The 21,671-nt window shown below is 63.7% G+C and carries 16 protein-coding genes; 9 read left to right on the forward strand and 7 right to left on the reverse strand.

Annotation, left to right across the window (positions count from 1 at the left end; all coding sequences use genetic code 11):
* Positions 1-191: 191 nt before the first annotated feature.
* The 4 genes from ACODSJ_RS05985 (at position 192) to ACODSJ_RS06000 (ending at position 7,810) form a co-directional block, all read left to right on the forward strand.
* Positions 192-4,520 (forward strand): Lhr family helicase, encoded by a 4,329-nt coding sequence (locus ACODSJ_RS05985; protein WP_489100858.1) that lies wholly within the window; start codon positions 192-194, stop codon positions 4,518-4,520.
* A 188-nt stretch (positions 4,521-4,708) separates the two neighbouring features.
* Entirely contained in the window at positions 4,709-5,527 is an 819-nt protein-coding gene (locus ACODSJ_RS05990) for an endonuclease/exonuclease/phosphatase family protein (RefSeq protein ID WP_489100859.1), read from the forward strand.
* The gene (gene clsB, locus ACODSJ_RS05995) at positions 5,524-6,822 is read left to right on the forward strand and encodes a cardiolipin synthase ClsB (RefSeq protein ID WP_489100860.1); all 1,299 of its coding nucleotides are present in this window, start codon (positions 5,524-5,526) and stop codon (positions 6,820-6,822) included. Before ACODSJ_RS05990 ends, clsB begins: the two co-directional genes overlap by 4 nt.
* A complete protein-coding gene (locus tag ACODSJ_RS06000) occupies positions 6,809-7,810 on the forward strand; it encodes a lysylphosphatidylglycerol synthase domain-containing protein (RefSeq protein ID WP_489100861.1) in 1,002 nt (333 codons plus the stop codon). Before clsB ends, ACODSJ_RS06000 begins: the two co-directional genes overlap by 14 nt.
* Before the next feature lie 22 nt (positions 7,811-7,832).
* Here ACODSJ_RS06000 and ACODSJ_RS06005 read toward each other — a convergent pair whose 3' ends face one another.
* From ACODSJ_RS06005 to ACODSJ_RS06015, 3 genes are all read right to left on the reverse strand, one after another.
* A complete protein-coding gene (locus ACODSJ_RS06005; RefSeq protein ID WP_489100862.1) occupies positions 7,833-8,591 on the reverse strand; it encodes an alpha/beta hydrolase family protein in 759 nt (252 codons plus the stop codon).
* On the reverse strand, positions 8,581-9,690 hold the full coding sequence (locus ACODSJ_RS06010; RefSeq protein WP_489100863.1) for a DUF3182 family protein: 1,110 nt from the start codon (positions 9,688-9,690) through the stop codon (positions 8,581-8,583). Before ACODSJ_RS06010 ends, ACODSJ_RS06005 begins: the two co-directional genes overlap by 11 nt.
* A 330-nt stretch (positions 9,691-10,020) precedes the next feature.
* Positions 10,021-11,016 carry a GlxA family transcriptional regulator gene (locus tag ACODSJ_RS06015; RefSeq protein WP_489100864.1) on the reverse strand — a complete coding sequence of 332 codons (996 nt, stop codon included), beginning with the start codon at positions 11,014-11,016 and terminating at the stop codon, positions 10,021-10,023.
* Between the two features lie 99 nt (positions 11,017-11,115).
* On the opposite strand from ACODSJ_RS06015, the gene ACODSJ_RS06020 reads away from it, so the two are divergent.
* The gene (locus tag ACODSJ_RS06020) at positions 11,116-11,670 is read left to right on the forward strand and encodes a cysteine hydrolase family protein (protein ID WP_489100865.1); all 555 of its coding nucleotides are present in this window, start codon (positions 11,116-11,118) and stop codon (positions 11,668-11,670) included.
* Positions 11,671-11,728: 58 nt separating this feature from the next.
* On the opposite strand, the gene ACODSJ_RS06025 is transcribed toward ACODSJ_RS06020, so the two are convergent.
* Complete coding sequence (locus ACODSJ_RS06025; RefSeq protein ID WP_489100866.1) at positions 11,729-15,028, reverse strand: ATP-binding protein; 3,300 nt, start codon at positions 15,026-15,028, stop codon at positions 11,729-11,731.
* A 207-nt stretch (positions 15,029-15,235) separates the two neighbouring features.
* On the opposite strand from ACODSJ_RS06025, the gene ACODSJ_RS06030 reads away from it, so the two are divergent.
* Entirely contained in the window at positions 15,236-17,155 is a 1,920-nt protein-coding gene (locus ACODSJ_RS06030) for an MAC/perforin domain-containing protein (protein WP_489100867.1), read from the forward strand.
* A gap of 114 nt (positions 17,156-17,269) precedes the next feature.
* Positions 17,270-18,130 carry a hypothetical protein gene (locus tag ACODSJ_RS06035; RefSeq protein WP_489100868.1) on the forward strand — a complete coding sequence of 287 codons (861 nt, stop codon included), beginning with the start codon at positions 17,270-17,272 and terminating at the stop codon, positions 18,128-18,130.
* Positions 18,131-18,164: 34 nt separating this feature from the next.
* Here ACODSJ_RS06035 and ACODSJ_RS06040 read toward each other — a convergent pair whose 3' ends face one another.
* Both ACODSJ_RS06040 and ACODSJ_RS06045 read right to left on the reverse strand, forming a co-directional pair.
* Positions 18,165-19,040 carry an alpha/beta hydrolase family protein gene (locus ACODSJ_RS06040; protein WP_489100882.1) on the reverse strand — a complete coding sequence of 292 codons (876 nt, stop codon included), beginning with the start codon at positions 19,038-19,040 and terminating at the stop codon, positions 18,165-18,167.
* A gap of 76 nt (positions 19,041-19,116) precedes the next feature.
* Positions 19,117-19,914, reverse strand: a complete 798-nt coding sequence (locus ACODSJ_RS06045; protein ID WP_489100869.1) for a crotonase/enoyl-CoA hydratase family protein — start codon at positions 19,912-19,914, stop codon at positions 19,117-19,119.
* A gap of 165 nt (positions 19,915-20,079) precedes the next feature.
* Here ACODSJ_RS06045 and ACODSJ_RS06050 point away from each other — a divergent pair, with 165 nt between their 5' ends.
* The gene (locus tag ACODSJ_RS06050; RefSeq protein WP_489100870.1) at positions 20,080-20,658 is read left to right on the forward strand and encodes a TetR/AcrR family transcriptional regulator; all 579 of its coding nucleotides are present in this window, start codon (positions 20,080-20,082) and stop codon (positions 20,656-20,658) included.
* Here the strand turns inward: ACODSJ_RS06050 and ACODSJ_RS06055 are convergent.
* The gene (locus ACODSJ_RS06055) at positions 20,627-20,983 is read right to left on the reverse strand and encodes an LmrA/YxaF family transcription factor (RefSeq protein WP_489100871.1); all 357 of its coding nucleotides are present in this window, start codon (positions 20,981-20,983) and stop codon (positions 20,627-20,629) included. The two genes, ACODSJ_RS06050 and ACODSJ_RS06055, sit on opposite strands and share 32 nt — an antisense overlap.
* Between ACODSJ_RS06055 and ACODSJ_RS06060 the strand changes: the two genes are divergently transcribed.
* Positions 20,977-21,201 (forward strand): cupin domain-containing protein, encoded by a 225-nt coding sequence (locus tag ACODSJ_RS06060; RefSeq protein WP_489100872.1) that lies wholly within the window; start codon positions 20,977-20,979, stop codon positions 21,199-21,201. The two genes, ACODSJ_RS06055 and ACODSJ_RS06060, sit on opposite strands and share 7 nt — an antisense overlap.
* Positions 21,202-21,671: the final 470 nt, after the last annotated feature.

Below are 21,671 nucleotides of genomic sequence, written 5' to 3' on the forward strand. Positions count from 1 at the left end.
GAGAATTTGATCGACGACGCCCGCAGGCGTCGCCGGAATCGTTGCATTTTGCGGGTTTAGTGCGCAACCGTCATCCGTAATGTGCAGATCGCCGGGTTTGACCGTCATTCAAGATCAGTATCGACTCCAAGTTTTGCACCGATACCCGACGGTACTTGCATCTTCCCCACCCCACCCGCATAACTGCGCCTATGAATCTGCCCCTCGCAGCCGACCACGCCATGGCAGGCTTTCACCCTGCCGTTCGCGCCTGGTTCAGCCAGACTTTCCCGGCGGTCACGGCCGCCCAGGCCCGGGCGTGGCCGTTGATCGGCCAGCGTCGCTCGACCCTGGTGGCGGCGCCCACCGGCTCGGGCAAGACCCTGACCGCGTTTCTCGCGGTGCTCGACGACCTGGTGCACCGCGGCCTGGAACAGGGTGGCCTGCCGGACCAGACCCTGGTGGTGTACGTCTCGCCGCTCAAGGCCTTGAGCAACGACATCCAGATCAACCTGCAGAATCCGCTGGCGGGCATCACCGAGCAATTGCAGCAACTGGGCCTGCCGCCCCTGCACATCACCACCGCCGTGCGCACCGGCGACACGCCGCAAAAAGACCGCTCGGCGATGCGCAAGACCGCGCCGCACATCCTGGTGACCACCCCCGAATCGCTCTACGTGCTGCTCGGCTCCGATTCCGGCCGACAGATGCTCGCCAGCACCCGCACGGTGATCGTCGACGAAATCCACGCCATTGCCGCCAGCAAACGCGGCAGCCACCTGGCCTTGAGCCTGGAGCGCTTGCAGGCGCTGTGCGCCGAACCGCTGATGCGCATCGGCCTGTCGGCCACGCAAAAGCCCATCGAAGCGGTGTCACGCTTTCTCGTCGGTGAAGGACGCGCCTGTGACATCGTCGACATCGGCCACGCCCGTCCCCGGGACCTGGACATCGAGGTGCCGCCCGTGCCGCTCTCGGCGGTGATGGCCAATGACGTCTGGGAACGGGTCTACAACCGCCTCGCCGAACTGGCCCGGGAGCACCGCACCACGCTGGTGTTCGTCAATACCCGGCGTCTGGCCGAGCGCCTGAGCCGGCACCTGAGCGAACGGCTGGGCAAGGACGCCGTGGCGGCCCACCACGGCAGCCTGGCCAAGGAGTTTCGCCTCGACGCCGAACAACGCCTCAAGCGCGGCGAATTGCAGGTGCTGATCGCCACGGCGTCCCTGGAGTTGGGCATCGATATCGGCGACGTCGACCTGGTGTGCCAGATCGCCTCGCCCCGTTCGATCTCGGCGTTCCTGCAACGGGTCGGCCGCTCGGGACATCAGGTCGGCGGCACGCCCAAGGGGCGCCTGTTCGCCACCACCCGCGACGACTTGATCGAATGCGCCGCCCTGCTCGACTGCATCCGTCGCGGCGAACTCGACATCCTGCACATCCCCAAGGCCCCGCTGGACGTACTGGCCCAGCAGATCGTCGCCGAGGTCAGTTGCCAGGAATGGTCGGAACAGGCGCTGCTGGAGACCTTCCGTCGCGCCTCGCCCTACGCGCAATTGGACGACGGGCATTACCAGGCGTTGTTGCAGATGCTCGCCGAAGGCTTCAACAGCCGCCAAGGCGTGCGCAGTGCCTACCTGCACCGGGACGCGGTCGCTCGCACCTTGCGCGGGCGCCGGGGCAGCAAGCTGACGGCGGTGACCAGCGGTGGCACCATCCCGGACAACGCCGACTACAGCGTGCTGCTCGAACCCCAGGGCTTGAACATCGGCAGCGTCAACGAAGACTTCGCGGTGGAGAGCATTGCCGGCGACGTGTTCCAGTTGGGCAACACGTCCTATCGGATCATTCGCGTCGAGACCGGGCGCGTGCGGGTCGAGGACGCCCAGGGCCAGCCGCCGACTATCCCGTTCTGGCTCGGTGAAGCCCCCGGGCGCAGCGCCGAGCTGTCCCAGGCCGTGGCGCGCCTGCAAGCGCAGCTCGATCGACTGCTCGGCGCCACGCCGGGCAATCTGCAACCGGCCCTGGACTGGCTCACCGGCACCTTGCAGCTGAACCTGGCCAGCGCCGAACAACTGGTGGATTACCTGGCCCCGGCGCGCTTGGCCTTCGGCGCCCTGCCGTCCCAGGACACGCTGCTGATGGAACGGTTTTTCGACGAGTCCGGCGGCACGCAACTGATCATCCACACGCCGTTTGGCAGCCGCATCAATCGCGCCTGGGGCCTGGCCCTGCGCAAGCGCTTCTGCCGCACCTTCAACTTCGAATTGCAGGCCGCCGCCAGCGAGGACGCCATCGTGCTGTCGCTGTCCACCAGCCACAGCTTCGAGTTGGACGAGGTCTGGCGCTATCTCAACAGCCAGAGCGCCGAACAGATCCTGGTGCAAGCGGTGCTCGATGCGCCGCTGTTTGGCGTGCGCTGGCGCTGGAATGCCAGCGTCGCCCTGGCGTTGCCGCGCTATACCGGAGGACGCAAGGTCGCGCCGCAGATCCAGCGGATGAAAAGCGAAGACCTGATCGCCAGCGTATTCCCCGACCAGATCGCCTGCCTGGAGAACCTCGCCGGCGAGCGCGAGATCCCTGACCACCCGCTGGTGGAACAAACCCTCGACGACTGCCTGCACGAGGCCATGGACAGCGAAGGCTGGCTGGCCCTGTTGCGGCGCATGGAGGCGGGTGAAATTCGCCTGGTCAGCCGCGACCTGCCAGCGCCCTCGCCGTTGGCGGCGGAGATCCTCAGCGCCCGGCCCTACACCTTCCTCGATGACGCGCCGCTGGAAGAACGCCGCACCCAAGCGGTGATCAACCGGCGCTGGAGCGATCCACAATCCACCGATGACCTCGGCGCGCTGGACGCCGAGGCCCTCCAGTCGGTCCGGGAGGAAGCCTGGCCGGCACCGGCCCATCTCGATGAAATGCACGAAGCCCTGATGAGCCTGGCCTGCATCGCCGACAGTGAAGCCGATGCCCATCCGTCGTGGCGGGAGTGGTTGCAGGCGCTGGCCGAGCGCGGCCGGGCCAGCCACGTGCAGATCAGCGCCGAGCGTGGCCTGTGGGTGGCGCTTGAGCGGCTGACCTGCCTGCAAGGGATTTATCCACAGGCCCAGTGGCGACCCACGCTGATGCCCCTGGCCGGTTTCGATGAAACCTGGGACGCCGACGAAGCCGTGGTGGAAGTGCTGCGGGCCCGGCTCAGTGCCTTTGGCCCGCTGCCGGTGAAAGCCATTGCCTACCCGTTGGGGTTGTCGACCGCGCAGGTCACCCAGGCCCTGGCGCACCTGGAGCAGCAAGGCTACGTGCTGCGTGGACGCTTCACCCCGGGCACCGGGCAGGAGGAATGGTGCGAGCGGCATTTGCTCGCGCGGATCCATCGCTACACGGTCAAGCGCCTGCGCCGGGAAATCGAGCCGGTGATGCTGCAGGACTTCATGCGCTTCCTGTTCGACTGGCAGCACGTCTCGCCCGCCACCCAGGGCCGGGGCAATGCCGTGTTGCCATCGATCCTGAATCAGTTCGAAGGCTACCCGGCCGCCGCGTCGGCCTGGGACAGCGACTTGCTGCCGGCACGGATCAAGGACTATTCGCCCCACTGGCTCGATGAGTTGTGTCGCAGCGGCAAGTGGGTATGGACGCGGCTGAGCGCACGCCAGAAACCTTCCGCCAGCGCCCTGCGCAGCACGCCGGTGGTGTTGCTGCCGCGCAGCCAGGTGACGCTGTGGAGCAGCCTGGCCGAGCGAACCGCCCTGGAGGAATTGTCGCCCAAGGCGCAAAAAGTCCATCAAGCCCTCAGCGAACATGGCGCGCTGTTTTTCGATGAGCTGGCGCATGAAGCGCACCTGCTGCGCAGCGAACTGGAGATCGCCTTGCAGGAACTGGTGGGCGCCGGGTTGGTGAACGCCGACAGCTTCGCCGGCCTGCGAGCGCTGATCACCCCGTCCAACAAACGCCAGGCCAGCAAACGCCCGCCCCGCAGCGGCCGACATGGGCGCGGCGCGCTCATCGGTGGCATGGACGACGCCGGGCGCTGGGCCTTGTTGCGCCGCAGCCAACCCGCGCCCGTGGACAGCAACCGTCCCGCGCCCACCGCGCCCGAGACCCTGGAACACATCGCCATGACCCTGCTGCGCCGTTACGGCGTGGTGTTCTGGCGCTTGCTGGAGCGCGAAGCCGACTGGCTGCCGAGCTGGCGCGAGCTGCTGCGCACCTTCCATCGCCTGGAGGCCCGCGGCGAAATTCGTGGTGGGCGTTTTGTCAGCGGTCTGGCGGGCGAGCAATTCGCCCTGCCCGAGGCCATCCCGCTGCTGCGCGAAACCCGCCGCCGCCCCGCCGATGGCAGCCTGGTGGCGGTGTGCGGCGTCGACCCGCTGAACCTGGCCGGCACCCTGCTACCCGGGGCGAAAGTGCCGGCGCTGGCGAGCAATCGGCTGGTGTACCGCGATGGCTTGCCGGTGGCGGCGCAGATCGCCGGCAAGCAGCATCTGTGGTTGGAGCTGGATACCCAGGGGATGGCTGAGGTCAGGAGCAAGCTCATTCAGAAAGGTTGAGGTCGTCTGGGCGGGCCCTTTCGCTCCACCACAACCACCACCGGTAACCCCACCGAAACTTTCCGCGTCTCCCGACAGTCATCCAAAGACACAAGCGCTGCGAGGTCATTGATGACGCGCGCCACTTGCTGGAGCGCTTCGACCTGGGCAAGGGCCTCGCCACCGCGCCCAGCCGAGGGAGTGTTGCCATGATTCCTGAATCCACCGAAGCGACCCGCGAGCCGACCCAGGAGCCGACTCAGAATCAGGCCCATGACCTTGAGCGGATCAGCCGCTTCACGGTCCTGACGGTCAACACCCATAAGGGTTTCACCGCGCTGAATCGCCGCTTCATCCTGCCGGAACTGCGCGAAGCGGTGCGCAGCGTGTCCGCCGACGTGGTGTTCTTGCAGGAAGTCCACGGCGCCCACGAACACCACCCGCAGCGCTACAGCAACTGGCCGAGCATGCCGCAATACGAGTTCCTGGCCGACAGCCTCTGGCCGCAATTCGCCTACGGGCGCAACGCGGTGTACCCGGCGGGCGATCACGGCAATGCGCTGCTGTCGAAATTCCAGATCATTCGCCACGAGAACCTGGACGTGTCCATCAACGGCCACGAAAGCCGCGGCATGCTCCACAGTGTGTTGCGCCTGCCCGGCGGCGGGCCGCAGATCCACGCCATTTGCGTGCATCTGGGCTTGCGTGAAGGTCATCGCGTGGAACAACTGAAACTGCTGTGTAAGCGCCTGGGCGAGCTGCCGCCCGAGGCGCCGGTGATCGTCGCCGGGGATTTCAACGATTGGCGCAGCAAGGCCAACGATCTGCTCGAACCCTGCGGCCTGCGGGAAGTGTTCGCCGAGCACCTGGGCAAGCCGGCCCGCAGCTTCCCGGCACGCCTGCCGCTGCTGCGCCTGGACCGCATCTACGTGCGCAACCTCAAGGCCCATCATCCCAAGGTGTTAAGCGTACGCCCCTGGTCGCACCTGTCCGACCATGCACCGCTGTCGGTGGAGATCGAGTTATGAGCGCGACGATGAACAAGGCCTCCGTGGAACAGATCGAGGTGGCGCCCAACGAACGCGACCCGGCGCTGGCCGACATCGAATACGGTTGGCACGGCAACAATCGCGTCACGCTGCTGGAGAATGGCGAAGCCTATTTTCCCCGGGTCTTCGAAGCCATTCGCCGGGCCGAGCAGGAAATTCTCCTGGAGACCTTCATTCTGTTCGAGGACAAGGTCGGCAACGAACTGCGCGACTTGCTGGTGGACGCCGCCCGGCGCGGCGTGCGCATCACCGTCAGCCTCGACGGCTTTGGCTGCGGCGAGTTGAGCACCGCGTTCCTGGCGTCGTTGAGCGACGCCGGGGTGCGCTTGCAGATGTTCGACCCGGCACCCCGGCGCCTGGGCATCCGCACCAACTGGTTCCGCCGCCTGCACCGCAAAGTCGTGGTGGTGGACGGGGTGATTGCGTTCATCGGCGGGATCAATTTTTCCGCCGACCACTTGGGCGACTTCGGCCCCGAGGCCAAGCAGGATTATTCCGTGGAGATCAAGGGCCCGGCCGTGGTGGATATCCATCACTTCGCCCTGGTGCAGAGCGGCCGCCCTTCGCGAGCCAAATACTGGTGGCAGCGCCGCCGCAGCCGGCGCAGCGAACTGGCGTTCAGCGAGCATGACGGCCAGGTGCGCCTGGTCTATCGCGATAACCACGAGCACCCGACCGACATCGAAGAAATCTACCGGCAAGTGCTGCGCAGCGCCCAACGCCGGGTGGTGATCGCCAATGCCTATTTTTTCCCGGGCTATCGGCTCCTGCGCGAGATCCGCAACGCGGCGCGGCGGGGTGTGGAGGTGCGGCTGATCCTGCAGGGCCAACCGGACATGATGATCGCCAAGCTCGCCGCGCGGATGCTTTACAGCTACCTGCTCAAGGCCGGGGTGGTGATCTACGAATATTGCGAGCGCCCCCTGCACGGCAAGGTTGCGCTGGTGGACGAGGATTGGAGCACCGTGGGCTCGAGCAACCTCGACCCGTTGAGCCTGTCCCTGAACCTGGAGGCCAACGTGCTGATCCGCGACCGGGCGTTCAACCGAGAACTGTTCGAGCGCCTCGACTACCTGGGCCGCCACCATTGCACCGTCATGCCCAGGGACCACGCCCCGCGAGGCCTGCTGTGGCGCATGACCATCGGTTTTTTGGTGTTCCACTTTTTGCGCCATTTCCCGGCGTGGGCCGGCTGGCTACCGGCGCACAAACCCCGCCTGAAACCTTTTTCGCCGCCAACGGCGGTCCGGAGCGAACCCCATGAACCCCTCTGAAGCGCATACCGCGCCGAGAGCTGCCCATGGGCCGGAACAGGCCCACACCCAATCCCGCTGGAGCCGCTGGAAAAGACCGCTGACCCTGGTGTTCTTCCTGTTGCTGATCGTGCTGTTCACCACGCTGGCCCGACGCATCGATTGGTCCGAAGTGTTCGCCACCCTGGCCGACTTCAAGGTGCGCACCTTGATCATCGCTGCCACGCTGACGGTCATCAGCTTCATCACCTATGCCTGTTTCGACCTGATCGGCCGCACCTACATCCGCCAGAAACTGGGTTGGCGGCAGATCCTGCCCGTGGGGGTGATCAGCTACGCCTTCAACCTCAACCTCAGCGCCTGGGTCGGCGGCATTGCCATGCGCTATCGGTTGTATTCGCGCCTGGGGGTCAGCACCGGCAACATCGCCAAGATCCTCGGCCTGAGCCTGGCGACCAATTGGTTCGGCTACATGACCCTCGCAGGCGTGGTGTTCAGCAGCGGCCTGGTGACCATGCCGCCGGGCTGGAAGCTGAGCAGCCATGCGTTACAGGGCGTGGGCGTGCTTTTGCTGCTGGCGAGCGCCGGGTACCTGCTGGCCTGTCGGTTTTCCAAGCGTCGGGCCTGGACGGTGCGCGGCATGGAAATCAACCTGCCCTCCCTGCGCATGGCCGTGCTGCAACTGGCGTTGGGCACGCTGAACTGGTCGCTGATGGCGGCGGTGATCTTCACCTTGCTGCCCAGCAAACTGGACTACCCAGTGGTGCTGGGGGTGTTGTTGATCAGCAGCATCGCCGGGGTCATCACCCACATTCCGGCGGGGCTTGGGGTATTGGAGGCGGTGTTTATCGCCTTGTTGCAACATGATGTATCGCGGGGCAGCCTGCTGGCGGGGCTGATCGCCTACCGGGCGATCTACTTCATCCTGCCGTTGCTGATCACGGTGGTGATGTACCTGGTGATCGAGGCGAAGGCCAAGGCGCTGCGGGTCAGGCCTGGGCCGAAGTGAGGCCCGCCCCAACGCCACAGAATCACCGCTCCTGGATAATGCTCAACCGCTCTCCCACCACCATTTCCGTGATCCAGTCCACGAGGATCGAGGTGTAGGCCTGTTGTGACACGGGGTCGCTCAGGGCATGGTCGGCGCCGTCGATGATTCGGTGGGTCAACGAATGGGTCTGCTGGCACGCCGCGCGGTAGCTCATGATGGTGGCGTGGGGTACGTGGTCGTCGGTTTCCGATTCCACCAGCAGCACGTCACCGGTGAACTGCGAGCACGCGTGCAAGGCACGGTTGGTGTCGGCGTGGACCAGGGTGCTGCGGTAATCGAGCAGGTCGGTCTTGTCCAGGTCGCGCTTGGGCGTATGCCATTGCTCGTCGCGGTACAGCGCCGGCACCCGCAAGGCCAGCCAGCGCACCGGGCGCAGCGATGTGAGGATGGCGGCCAGGTAACCGCCGTAGCTGGTGCCGACCACGGCAATCGCCGAGGTGTCCAGGGCCGGGTGGGCAAGCAGCCGGTCGTAGGCGGTGAGCAGATCCCGCAGGTTGTCTTCGCGGGTGACCCGCGACAACGCAATCCCCGCCCCGCCGGTGTGGCCGCGCAAGTCAAAGGTCAGGCACACGCAGCCCAACCCGGCGATGCCCTTGGCCCGCTCCAGGTCCCGCTCCTGGCTGCCGCCCCAACCGTGCACGAACAACACGCCGGGAACCTTCGACTTGGGGCTCAGGAAAGTCCCGTTCATGTGTTCATTGTCGATCTCGATCTGAATGGTTTCACTTCTAGCCGTCATGGGATTGAACCGTTACGTATTTGAGTAAAAAGCCACCGTTGTGCGCCACGCCGCGATACACCTCCCTGGCACCCGGGGGCAGCGGTTGGTCGGTGTAGGTTTCCACCGAAGACACCCGCACGGCACTGGTCGAAGGCTCCTCGACGAACACCTGCAACGCCGCCAGTTCCGCGCTGCTGGCCCCGCCCATGCGCCACGACTGTTCGAGCACACCGCCACGGGGCTGGCCTGCGACGTCAATGCCTTGGGCGATGTCGTAATTGCGCCGCGAGGCATAGAAGCGCGGGTAGGCCCGGTTCGCGGCGGCGTCGAACACTTGCGCCAAGCGCACGGCTTCGCGCACATCGTCCGGCAGGTCGAGGCTGAGCAACTCGATGTAGCCGCCCTGCACCACCAACAGGTCCGAGCCGCCGTAGACCTCCAGCCCTTCGTTGTCGCGGGTCAGGTGTTGCACGCCGCAGTAACTCAGGGTCTGGTCGTTGATGAGGCTCTGGCCAACGCTCTGGGTCTGGACCTCGCGCAGGTTCTGCTCCAGCACCACACCGTCGCGAAACAGCGCCTGGGCCCGGGGGTCGGCGACAATTTCGTCGAACTGATCGAGGCTCTCGATCACCCGTTGGTCGCGACCGGCACTGGCATGGATCGGCTTGATGCGGATCGGCCCGGCGTACAGCAGATGCTCGGCGGCCGGGCGCGCGTCCTGAAGCGCGAAAACGGTCACGCCATCGAGCACCGCACCACGGGTCAGCTTGGAAAACAACGGTGACCAGCCTGGCGGCGCGACCGCGTGCTTATTCAAAAGACCGTGGGCGATGGCCTTGGTGCAAATGAAATCATGCTCGACGTAACCGCCCCACAAATCCTCCGGCCCGTTGACGCCCAGCGCTTGCGCAGCCTCGGCGCCGATCAGGGTCTGGGTGGGCAGCAGATACAGATCGAGCCCGGCATGTTCCTGGCGGTCATAGCTGTCGGCGTATTCATACCCAAGGATCTGCGCCAGCCAGCAGGCCAGCGCGCGATTGGTCTCGACCTCATGGAGCGGTGCACGGGGATCGACCGAATGGGCCACCACCCGCTTGTTGCGATTGACCGACGTCATGCGTTGTCCTTACCTGCGCTCAAGGGCTGTGGGTAAAGGGGTGCAGAGATCAGGCCAACGGGCGATGAGGACGAATGGTCCAGGGAAACGGCGGTGGGCGGGCAGTTGCTGGCATCGGGCCTGTTTCATTCTGCACGACCGGACCTGCAAATTGCACGATGCCCGGGGCGGACCACTCACCCCTGTGGCGAGGGAGCTTGCTCCCGCTGGGGGGCGAAGCGGCCCTCAAACAGCCAATGCAATCAGACTGACACTGCGCGGTGCTTGGTCTTGGGGGCGCTTCGCACCCCAGCGGGAGCAAGCTCCCTCGCCACAGGTTTTTGTATGAGTTCAGTTCTTGGGAAGAGTGGGCGGGTTTGCCCCGAACCTCGCCCGGTAATCACTCGGCGCCAGCCCGGTGATTTTCTTGAACGTCGCCCGAAAGGCACTGGGGTCCTGGTAACCGACGGTCCAGGCGATGTGGTCGATGGTGCCATTGGTGAACTCCAGCATCTCCCGGGCCTTGCCCACGCGCAGGTGCTGGCAGTATTCGGTGGGCTTGAGCCCGGTGGCCGCGCGAAACCGACGCAGGAAGGTGCGCTCTTCCAGCCCGGCCCGCTCGGCCATCGCCGCGAGGGATACGTCCACCGCCCCGCTGCTTTGCAACCAGTGCTGGACCTTGAGGATCGCTCCGTCGCCATGCCCGAGGATCGGCGCAAAGTTGCTGCCGCACTGGCTGGCGCTGTCGCTATGCTCGATCACCAGAAACTGCGCCGTGCGCGTGGCGATGCTGGGCCCGAGCAGGCGATCCACCAGGCGCAGCCCCAGTTCCGACCAGGCCATCAGCCCGGCGGTGGTGATCAGGTCGCCGTCATCGACGATGGGTTTGTCGGCGTTCAGCCTGACTTTCGGGTAACGCGCGGCGAACCCCTTGGCCGAGGTCCAATGGGTGGTGGCGCTGCGCCCGTCGAGCAAACCGCTCTCGGCCAGCAGGATCGAACCCACGCACACGCCACCCAACACCGTGCCACCGGCATGTTGTGCCCGCAGCCAATCCATCAACGCCTGGGTGGCCTGGCCCTCCCGGAAACCGCCAAGAGACGGAGGTATCAACAACGCTGCCAGCTTGTCCGTCGGGCCGCTTGCGCTGTCGAACGCCCGCAACGGCGCCGCGTCGTCCTCCACCTGCCAATGACTGACCCGCAGCCTCGGCAGCCGCGCACTGTCCCGTTCGGTGGCGATCCGATCCGCCACGGCAAACAAGTCGGTCAAGCCATGCACCGCCGCCAACTGCGCGCCGGGGTAGACCAGTATCCCAAGCTCGGCGGCCGCCCTTTGTTGCGTCATTGTCAGTTTTCCCTCGCTTATTGTCGGTGCGGCCAATCCTCGAACCGGCGGCTAACGCCAATACTGGCGTCACACACAACCCTGATCGAGGAACCCCTCATGTCCAAGCAAGCGCTCATCGTAGTCGATATCCAGAACGACTACTTCCCCCAAGGAAAATGGCCGTTGGTCGGCGCCGAAGCCGCCGCCGACAACGCGGCACGCCTGATCGACGCCTTTCGCCAGGCCGGGGACAAGGTGGTGCACATCCGCCACGAGTTCACCTCTGACGACGCACCGTTCTTCACCCCAGGCTCCGAAGGCGCGCAATTGCACGCCAAGGTGCGCAACCGCGCCGACGAGCCGGTGGTGCTCAAGCACTTCGTCAACTCGTTTCGCGAAACCGAACTGCAAGCCCTCCTCGACCATCACGGCATCGAACAACTGGTGGTGGTCGGCAGCATGAGCCACATGTGCGTCGACGGTGTCGTCCGGGCGGCGGCCGACCTGGGTTATGGCGTCACGGTGATCCACGACGCCTGCGCCACCCTCGACCTGGAGTTCAACGGCGTCACGGTCCCGGCAGCCCAGGTGCATGCGGCGTTCATGGCGGCGCTGGGTTTTGCCTACGCCAGCGTGGTGAGCACAGAGGCGTTTCTGACCGCCCAGCGCTGAGGGTTCAGCCACTTCGGACACCGTGCCTGACCGGCAAGGCGCGGTGTTATCTGCTGGGTCAGAGACCCAGGACCTGCAGCAACCTGGGCATCGTTGCCACGAATCCCAGTTGCCGCGCTTCGTGCACCATCGCTTTCAAGGTGTCGCCGCTGGCTTGATCAGCGCCGCGCAACCACTGCCCCGCCACACCGATGAACCGCACATGATGGTCGATCCAGGCACAGGACGCCGACTCGGGTAATCCGCTCATCCGCTGCCCATGCCAGGTCGCCCCTTCGACATCCCCCAGCAACAGGCAGGTTTCTGCGGCCGCCACGCGAAAACGCAAGGCGTTATGGGCCAGGCAGCCTTGGGTCAGTTGCGTCTCAGCGGTCAACAAGGCCTGTGCACGCATCGATGCATCATCGACCATCATCGCCAGGCTGCCGTAGACCCAGGGCCCAATGTAGCGCTGGAGCTCAAAGCGCTCGACCAGGCTCGCGGCCTCCACGATCAACGTCTGTGCCAGCTCGCGTTCGCCCCGTTGCAGCGCCACCCGCGCCAACCCTTCCAGCACAATCGCCTCGAAACGGCTGGCGCCGAGGCTGCGCGCCAGTTCCAGCGCACAGGTCAATTGTTGCTCCGCCAGCGTGTCCTGAGCGCTGGCCACCAGCACCCAGGCCGCCGTCAACCGCGAGAACACTTGCGCGCGATGATTGCCTATCCTGACGCTGCATTCGATGGCCTCCATGGCGTCGCGCAACGCCTGCGCAGGCTGGCCCAGGTAAAACAGCGCCGATCCGCGGGCGCTGCGATTGGCCGCCTCGGCATGCACCAGCCCATGGCGTTCACACAGGCGCACGCATTGATCGAAGACTTCGTAGGCGGTCTGCATGCGCCCCTGCGCGTAGTACGAATCACCGATGCCACTCAAGGCCTGGGCCTCGGTTTCCAGATGCCGACCGATGCGCGCGTAGGACAAGGCCTCTTCGTGCAGCCGGCGACACTCGACATAGTCACCCCGGGGGAAATAGATATTGCCGCGCAATTGATGCAAGCGGGCGAGCGCCGCGTCTGCCTGGATAGCCTGGGCGAGAGGCAGCATGTCTTCGATCAGGCGCTCTTCCTCGTCCAGGCAATCGAGGGTGTTGAGGGCCGCCGCCAGTCCCAGCGCAGCTTCGATCCGATCCGGCGGCGAGCCGGCCAAGGCCAGCGCCCGCTGGAAATGCCCCCGGGCGTCAAGTGTCTGGCCCAGGCCTGAACACGCCTGGCCGCACAACAGCGCGAACGGGAAGCTGGTCCGCGTACGCTCGCTGAACACCGTGCATTGGCCCGCCAGCGCGAGCACCCCGTCGTACTGGCAGGCGAGTCGTTTTTCCTCCATGGCCGCCAGCAACGCGTCGAACGCCGCCGGATCGTTGGCCCGCAGCAAATGCTGGGCATGCAGCACCCGGTCGCGCTCGCGGTAGAGCTTCGCCACCTCACCGTGCAATTGCTCGCGAAGCAACGTGGGCATCGCATCGTAGAGGCAATGCATGACCAGATCGTGGACAAACAGATAGCTGCCCGGCTCGACCTCCCGCAGCAGCCCCTGGCGCATGTCCGTTGTCGGCAGGTAGTCGGCCTGCCCCAACACCTCGCGCCAGAGCGTCAGTTCGAAGCGATTGCCCAGGACCGCCGCGTAAGACAGGGCGCGACGCTGGTCGGCGGCCAAGCGGTCGAAGCGGGTCTGGATCAAGTGTCGCAGGCTGTCAGGAAAAACACCTTCCTGGCTCGACAGCAGTTGCGTCAGGTAGAGCGGATTGCCCTGGGCGCGCGCGACGCAATCGGCCCGGTAGCCTGGGTCGACCTCGGTGAACTGGTCCGCCAGCACGCTGGCCTCGCGCGTGCGGATCGGCGCGATGTCGAGCAGGCTCATGGGCGTGGAGGAATGCGTTCGGATGGCGCTTTCCAACGGATCCTCTTCAGGACGAGACGTCAGCAGCCAGATAATCGGCGCTTCGTCCGTGGCATTGAGCAATTTGCCCAGCATCGCAAACAGCCGGTGGTCGCCCCAATGCAGATCTTCCAGGCAAATCAGCAACGGTTGCTGCACAGCGACTCGCAGCAACACCTCAAGCAGCGCCTGGAACAATCCCTGGATACGCGCCTCATTGCTCATCGCGGCGTACAGGCTGGGCGGCTCGGCAGCCGACACGCCCATCAGCACCCCGAGGAACATGCGATGCTCTGCCGCCACCTTCAGGCGAGACAACCTGGCGTCCAACGGCGTCGCATCGATCGGCGACGATCCGTCCAGGCCAAGCAGACTGCTCACCAGTTGCCCCAAGGGCGACAGGCTGTCGGCCATGCCGAAATCCAGCACATCGCCGCGGTGGCAGGCGAAGCCACGTTGGCGGGCCATGTCGATGAATTCGCTGACCAGGCGCGTCTTGCCAATGCCGGCCATCCCGCGCACGTAAACCACATGGCCGTCCTGGCACTCCTGGGTGGCCTCGATCACGCCTTTGAATTGCAATAATTCCACCGCTCGGCCCACCAAGGGACGCGGTGCGTTCTCGTCGAGGCTGCGCTGGCGCAGGCATTTTCGATACGCGACAAACCCATCGTCCGAGGAGGAAAACTCGTACCGCGACGCCAGTTGTTCCAGCAGGTTGCGGCCCACGTACACCGGCGCCTGGCCATAGCCATCGGCCAATGTTTTTTGTACCAGCAAGACAGTTTCCGTGTCCGGCGCCGTCGTCTCGCCACTCAGGCACACCAGCCGCAGCCACAACGCGTGGCCGGGTTTGACGAATTGTTCCCGCCCCAGCGCCAGCGCGCATGACAAGGCGCGTTCGCTGTCACTGCGATACGCCTGTGGAGAACCAAACCGGGCAACCACCACCTCCTGGGTCATGCCCCGCGGCACACCGCCGAACTGCCGGACCAGACGCTCGATGTCGTCGGCCAACGCCACCGTCATCGGCCCTGCCGACGCGAAAGACAGTTCCAGCACATAACGGATCACCGCGTCATCGGCCTGTTTCAGCGCTTGTTGCGCGAACGCTGTCTCGTGCAACTCGGCAAGGGTCTGTTCGACGTCGCTCAAGGCCGCCGAGACGGCATCGGCCAATAAGGCGCTGACATCGACCTCGAACGCCGTCGCCAGGTGACGGGCCGTTCGATAAAGCACCGGCTTGCCGGTTTCGGCGCGCTTGATGGAGGCGATCGACACGCACAAGTGCCGGTTCAGACAGGCCTCGGCCAGGGTTTCCTGGCTCAGCCCGCGTTGCTTGCGCAGCCCCTTCAGCGAGGCAGCATCAAGCAGGACACGGCCGTCGGACACCGCAGCGTCGTGCTTGGGCGGGGTAGCAAACGCGTTGCGTCGGGTGTCCATGGTGGTCGCCAGGTAAAGGCCAATGGCAGCCGAGCGAGTGTACTCCCGCTGCGCTCATCGGGGTAAAGCAAGGATGGCATTGTGCCTGATACCAAACTGATACCGGACTGACACCGTCCTGGACTGTTTGCCCATCCCCCCCTTTCCGATACTGGGCCCCATCAATTGGGCCTCAATTGATACAACCTGAACGAAGGGAGAAAGGCGATGGACAACGGATTTTTGGGCAGTACAAATGACCCACGCGATATCGGCGGCTCGCAATTGCTGGGACGCGGCCTGAACCGGCTCGACTGGGCCGGTGTCAGCAAGGAATGCCAGAAAGTAGGCGACACCGAGTCGGGCAAGCGGGTCGTGACCTACAAGCAGGCGTCTTACAACGTGGGCAAGAACGTCACCATGAGCACGGCGGTGAGCCAGGATGACTTTGCGGTCGAAACGTTTTCCTCCCGCGAAGAGTACGAGAAACACACTCAGTCGAGTGTCGAGGTCGCCGGGAAATACGGTGCCTTTTCCGCCGGTTTCAAAGCTACCTTCGGCAGTGATATCAAAACCCTCGAAGAACGCGAGGCGGCGCTCTACAGCCATACGGCACGGCTCTGGAAGCTGACACTGGAGGTCAACCCGGCCAACGCCACCGAAGCTTTCAAGACACGTATCGCAGAACTGCCCCAGGCCTTCGATGCGAACAATCCGAAGCCGTTCTTCGACTTCTTCGTCGATTTCGGCGTCGACATTGTCAGCGAGGTCACCGTCGGTGGTTCGCTGAACTATGCGATGAGCGCGCTCAAGAGCTACCTCAGCAAGACCAACACCCTCGATGCAATGCTCAAGGCCGAGTACGGTGCATTCGTCAGCGGCAGCGCATCGACCTCGATTTCAGAAACGGTCAAGAAAAACCTCGCCCATCGCAACGCCAACCTGACCACCCAGGGCGGTACGTATTCGATCCGCTTCAACTCGGTCGACCCGAGCAACTGCAACGCGGATTTCGCGCTATGGCGCGCGTCGCTGGCCGACGATCCGAAAGTTGTCGAATTGCAGCTGTCGCCGGTCTATCGCTTCGTCAAGAGCGGCGACACCCGCACGGCACTGGAACAGGCTTATCAGTGGTACACCAGCTACAAGGCGGAAATCGAGGCGAACTGGCAAGCGTCCACGATCGTTCTCGGTCGCGCTGACCGACTCAAGGCCAGCGCCGGCGCCAGCGGCCCCGCGCTGCGGATCGTTTGGATCGATAGCCAGAGCAAAGAGACCAGCGAAACGCGGCACACTCCGCCGCCTGCCACGGCATCCGACAAGGCGTTCAACACGTTCTGGGATGAATTGGCCGAGCTCCTGAAGCAGAAAACCGGATACAAGTTGCTGATGGCCACCGAACGCTGGCCTCGCGACAAACGCTACTACCCGACGAGCGCCATGCTTGAGGCCTTGCTGCTCAACGGCGCCAGCGACAAGGCGCTCAAGCGCTGGGAAGCCCTGACCAAGTACATGGAGCCCAACCCACTGGCGGGCCTCACTTACGTGCTGGCGGGTAACAGCTTCGATGTGCCGGGCGTCGACGGTCTCATCGCCGGTTTTGGCGACCCGGAGAAAGACCTCAACCCGACGGTGAAGGTCCGGGCGCGTCTGTGCCATGACTCATTCGGCCGGGTCAAAGTGGTACAAACCGAAAAGACTGAAGAAGACCCCCGCACCGTGCTGTACATCGTGCGTAACAACACCGGGGACAAGCCGGCGCTGTCCACCGACCCGCAGAACAAGACCCGTATTGCCATGCAGGCCCCGGACAGGCACAACCTCGGGCAATTCTGGTACATGCCCGAGCTGGAAAAACCCTACCCGGAAATCAACCACCCGGTGCAGATGATCAACTACGAGACCGGGACCTGCCTGCAAGGCATGCGCGACCAGAACGACTCGCGGCTGCAACCCGTCAAAACGGGCCGGCCGCAGGACGACGTGATTTGGGACCGACGTGGCGATGATGTGTTTCACCTGTTGATGGTCTACTACTGGATGGAGGCCCTGTGCCTGACCCAGATTGAAAAACGCGCCGCCGTCCGGCCGTGGCGCCAACCTCACGGCATGGATTGGTTGCGCGAGCAGCATCGTCCCTATAGTTGATACCAGGCAGTTTTCCCCTGTGGGAGCTTGTTCGCTTCCACAGGGGGCATGGCTTAATTGACTGGCATGGGGCGACCGAACGCCTTTGCTCTAGCTCTCTTGTGCGAGTGGTCCATGACGATGCAAGTCTTCAACTGTGTTCCCTTTATCGGCGACGGCGCGGAAACAGCACTGGATTCCCGCCAGTTCCCTTACCTGTTCAACGACCACGGGCTGGCGCAGCCCTGTGCCCAGGTCCGCGGCCGCCTGGTCTCCCTCAACCCCGAGAACCCGACCCTGTCGCTGGGCAGCCGATACGCCGGCATCACTTGGAAAGACCGGGAAGTGCCAACGAGCACAGGCGCCTACTGGATCAAGCAGTTCGATTTCCGCGCCAGGGAAGTGCGCTACGAACCGCTCTGGGCCACGAAGGAAACCGCACAAGCCTTCGGCATGACCTTGCTGACAAACGGCGAATGCCTGCGTTTCGAATATGACCAACTGATCCTCGGCCAATACACCTACGGCAAATGGGCCGGCCACCAATCACCCTACCTGGGACCGGCGCGCCAGCGTGAATTGCTGACCTACAACCCGACCGACCTCGAATACCACAACTTCCCCCACGCGTTTTTTTCCCGATATGGGCGCTTGCCGCTGGTGATCAGCGTCGCCCGCTGGCGGCCCGGATCGCGGGAGATCTACTTGGCGGACTTGTGGGTCCGTCCCGGTGACGCGCTGGTGCTGCCACCCAAGCATTACCCCGCCATCCCCCCCAGCGATGCACCAGGCATCGAAACCTGGCCCGAGGTGGTGGACATGCACGGCAATCGCAACTCGGCGCTAGCCTGCTGGTTTGCGGACGGCGAGGACTGTTTGCTGACGGAAACGATCCTGGCCAACTCGACCTTGATGAGTTCCCCTGCGGGGAAACCGCATTATCACGAAGAGAAAACGCCGACGCGGCATGAATGGCCGTCGGGTTATCGGCCGTGAGGGTGCCTTGCCATGGGCCAGGCACCCCACGTCACTAACCGGCCACCGAGCGCAGCCGAGAAGCAGTGGCCGGGGTCATGACCGAGAACCATTGCAGCATTTCATCCCAGGTTCCCATGGCCGAAGCGCGGAAATAGCCCATGTGGCCGATGGGCACCTTGGGATTGGTGGGGTGCAGGTTACGCGTGAGAATCGCGGCATTGCGATAGCCCTTTATGAAGGCGTCACGCGAGGCCGGAGGTGCCCACGGATCGTCCACCGCGTTGGAGAAAATGCACGGCATGCGCACGTCCGCATACAGCTGGGTCACCGGCTCCATGGCAGGGTCATCGAAGAAGTAATGGGGGTGCTTGCACCAGCGCCGCCAATCCTTGTAGACCCCCAACGGCAGATCGTCACCCATCCCCAACAGGCTCCAGGCCATGTAGCCCTTCACCGAGACGATGACCGGCAAAATGCAGAACCACAGGAAGCGGATTTTGCGCGCTTCGGCCTTGGGCATCCAGCCGGCCCACCCCGCTCCGGTCCCGAAGCAATAAGCGGCGGTGATTTTGTGGTGGTTGGGCAGCAACCCAAGGGCATGTCCACCGAAGGAGTGCCCGACCCAATAAAGTGGTGTGCCGTCATGCATGAAGTCGACGGCAGCCGCCAGGTCGCGAAAGGCCCAATCGAGGTAGGACATGTCGAAGCCCTTGAGCGTCTTCGGACGGGATTGGCCTACACCACGGTAGTCCAGGGTCAGGACGTTAAAGCCTTGGCAACTGGCGTGCTCGGCGAAGCGGCGATAAAAACGCTGCTGCACCCCGGTTGCACCGGCCAAGATGAGGTTGCCCTTGATCGGCCCCACGGCAGCGTAGCGCGTGGCGGCGAGTCGGTAACCGTCATCCGCCTCAAGCGTGATGGCTTCCATCAAGCCAGGATTGGTTGTACTACGGATCATTGTCACGTGTTCTTCGCCCGTTGGATGGTCGGTTGTCTCAAGGGGATCACCGACCTTTGAAGACCGGTTCGCGCTTCTGCATCATCGCCATCACGCCTTCGCGCACGTCCTCGCTCTTGATCAGCGAGAACAACAGCCCGTTCAGCGTCGACAGGGCGGCATCGTCGCCTTCATCACGCGCCTGGAAGGCAGACTGGAGCGTTGCCTTGACCGCCAGCGGCGCCGCCTTGGCAATGCGTTCGGCATACTCGATGGCCCGAGGCAACTCTTGCCCCGGTTCGACCACCTCAGTAAGCAGGTTCATGTCCAGCGCCTGATGGGCATCGAACGCTTCGCCGGTCAGCATGTAGCGCATGGCCCGAGTCCAACCCGCCGCCTGGGTGAAACGCACCGTCGAGCCGCCGGACGGCGGGATGCCACGCAGCACCTCCAAATGGGCAAAACGGGCGCTATCGGCGGCGATCGCAATATCAGCGTTGAGCATCAGCTCGATGCCCGCCGTCCAGCAGCTGCCCTGTACCGCCACCACCAGCGGTTTGCTCCGGCGCGGCTTGGACACCCCCCACGGATCGATCCCTTCAGCGGGGTACTGGGAGCCACCGGACGCCAGCTTCGGTGCCAGTTCCATCAAGTCGAGGCCCGCCGTGAAATGCTCGCCATGGGCGAAGATCACTGCGCAGCGAAGTTCGTCATTGCGCTCGAATTCCCCCAGGGCCAAGGCCAGGTCGCCCAGCATTGCGCTGTCGAAGGCGTTACGCTTTCCCACCCGATCCAGACCGATCAGGAACAGGTGACCACGTTGTTCTCGGGAAACGCGACCCGTGCCTCTGTTCGCTTCACTCATGCCATGGCTCTCCCAGGGGGCTGGCTCGGCTAAATCGAGACGCAACCGCTTAACTAACCAAATGTTTGGTTTCTAGAAACTAACCAAATGTTCGGTAATCGTCAAATTGAGATGCCACGGCTTATGACGTAAGATCAGTACGCATTATCGAGAGCAGGATTTCCCGTGCGTCCACCCAAGATTTCTCGCGACGAGCTGTTGCAGCGCTGTGCCCATACCTTCAAGCGGCTTGGCTACCACGGCACGACGATGGATGCGTTGTCGACGGCCTGCGGCCTGACCAAGGCCTCCTTTTATCACCACTACCCCAGCAAGGAATCGCTGCTGAGAGATGTGCTGGCATGGACGCACCAGGGCCTGAAAGAAGCGCTATTTTCCGTCGCCTACAACCAGAAGCTCTCCCACGAGGAGCGGCTCATCAGCATGGGCAAAAAAGCCCGGAAACTCTTCCAGGACGACTCCATCGGCTGTCTGATGGGCGTGGTCGCGGTGGACGCGAGCTACGGAAAACCGGAACTGATGGAGCCCATCCGGGCCTTTCTCGATGACTGGATTGCTGCGTTCAGCCAACTGTTCGACACCCATGACCCGGCGCACGCCCAGCGCCTAGCCAGGCAATTGGTGGCAGATTTCGAGGGCGCGATCCTGCTGGCCCGGATCTACAACGACCCGACGTACATCGACGCGGTGATCCAGCGCGCAGTGGAAACGCTCAGGCCTGCTCGCGCTCCAGGCTCCGCCTGAGTTCCTGCCAGACCCTATCCAGCGGCTCGGCACTTCGAGCCGCCCGACACAACGCGACCGAACCCTCGATCGAGGCAATGACCATTGTCGCCAGGCTTGCGGCCCGCTGCGCACCGATGCCGGCGGCTTGCATGGCCTGGCAGATGATGCGTTGCCATTCGTTGAAAATACCGTGGGCCTGATCCAGTAGTTGCTGTTGTATCTGGTCGTCTTGCTCGGGGTTCGCGTCTGTCCGTTGATCGGACGAATACTGTTCGACGGCCACCGCCAGCACCGCGCAACCGGCCTGATACTGGCTGTCTTGCAGCACACAAGTCCGTGGCATTCTTCACTTCGCGCCCCGCGAAATTCCATTGGCGGTTCGACAACGACGAAGCCTTTGTGCTGATCGAGGGTCGGCTTGCGATCACTCTGGACGATGGTGAGCGCCATGAAATGGGCCCCGGCGATGCCATTTCCGTTCCGGCGGGTCGCAAAGGTGTGTGTGAGGTATTCGAGTTCAGCCGCAAGTTTACGGTGGTGACCAGCGGAGTTGCCGAGTGACGGAAAGACTCGTCAGCGGCAAGCATCCAATAAAAAAGCGAAGCCCGGTGAATGGCTTCGCTTTGTTACGCAAGTGTTCGGAGTCGCTGGTTCTGTACGAAAAGCCTTGATACTCATTCATGCTGCGTTGAAAACAGCCTCGCAATGCTCATGTACTCCAGTACAGTAGGACCGGAAGGGCGTGCTTGCTAGCCCGGGGCCAGACCCAGCGCTGCTATGGTTAAGCCAGCCTGAGCCAGCACCCTCGCCAAATCCATGGATGGATTCTCAAGTACAGTTACACCAATAGATCTCGCAACCCTGACAGGATACAAATTCAGCTCGCCGAGTTATGTCCTGGAGTTCGCCACATAAAATACGTTATCGAAGCAGTGAATATGCCAAAAGGTAGCCCAACACCAATATTGATGTTCTCGTACATTACGTAACCTATGAATGAACCTAGCGCAATGGAAACTACCAAGAAGAAA

Source organism: Pseudomonas sp. FG6, from assembly GCF_057809015.1.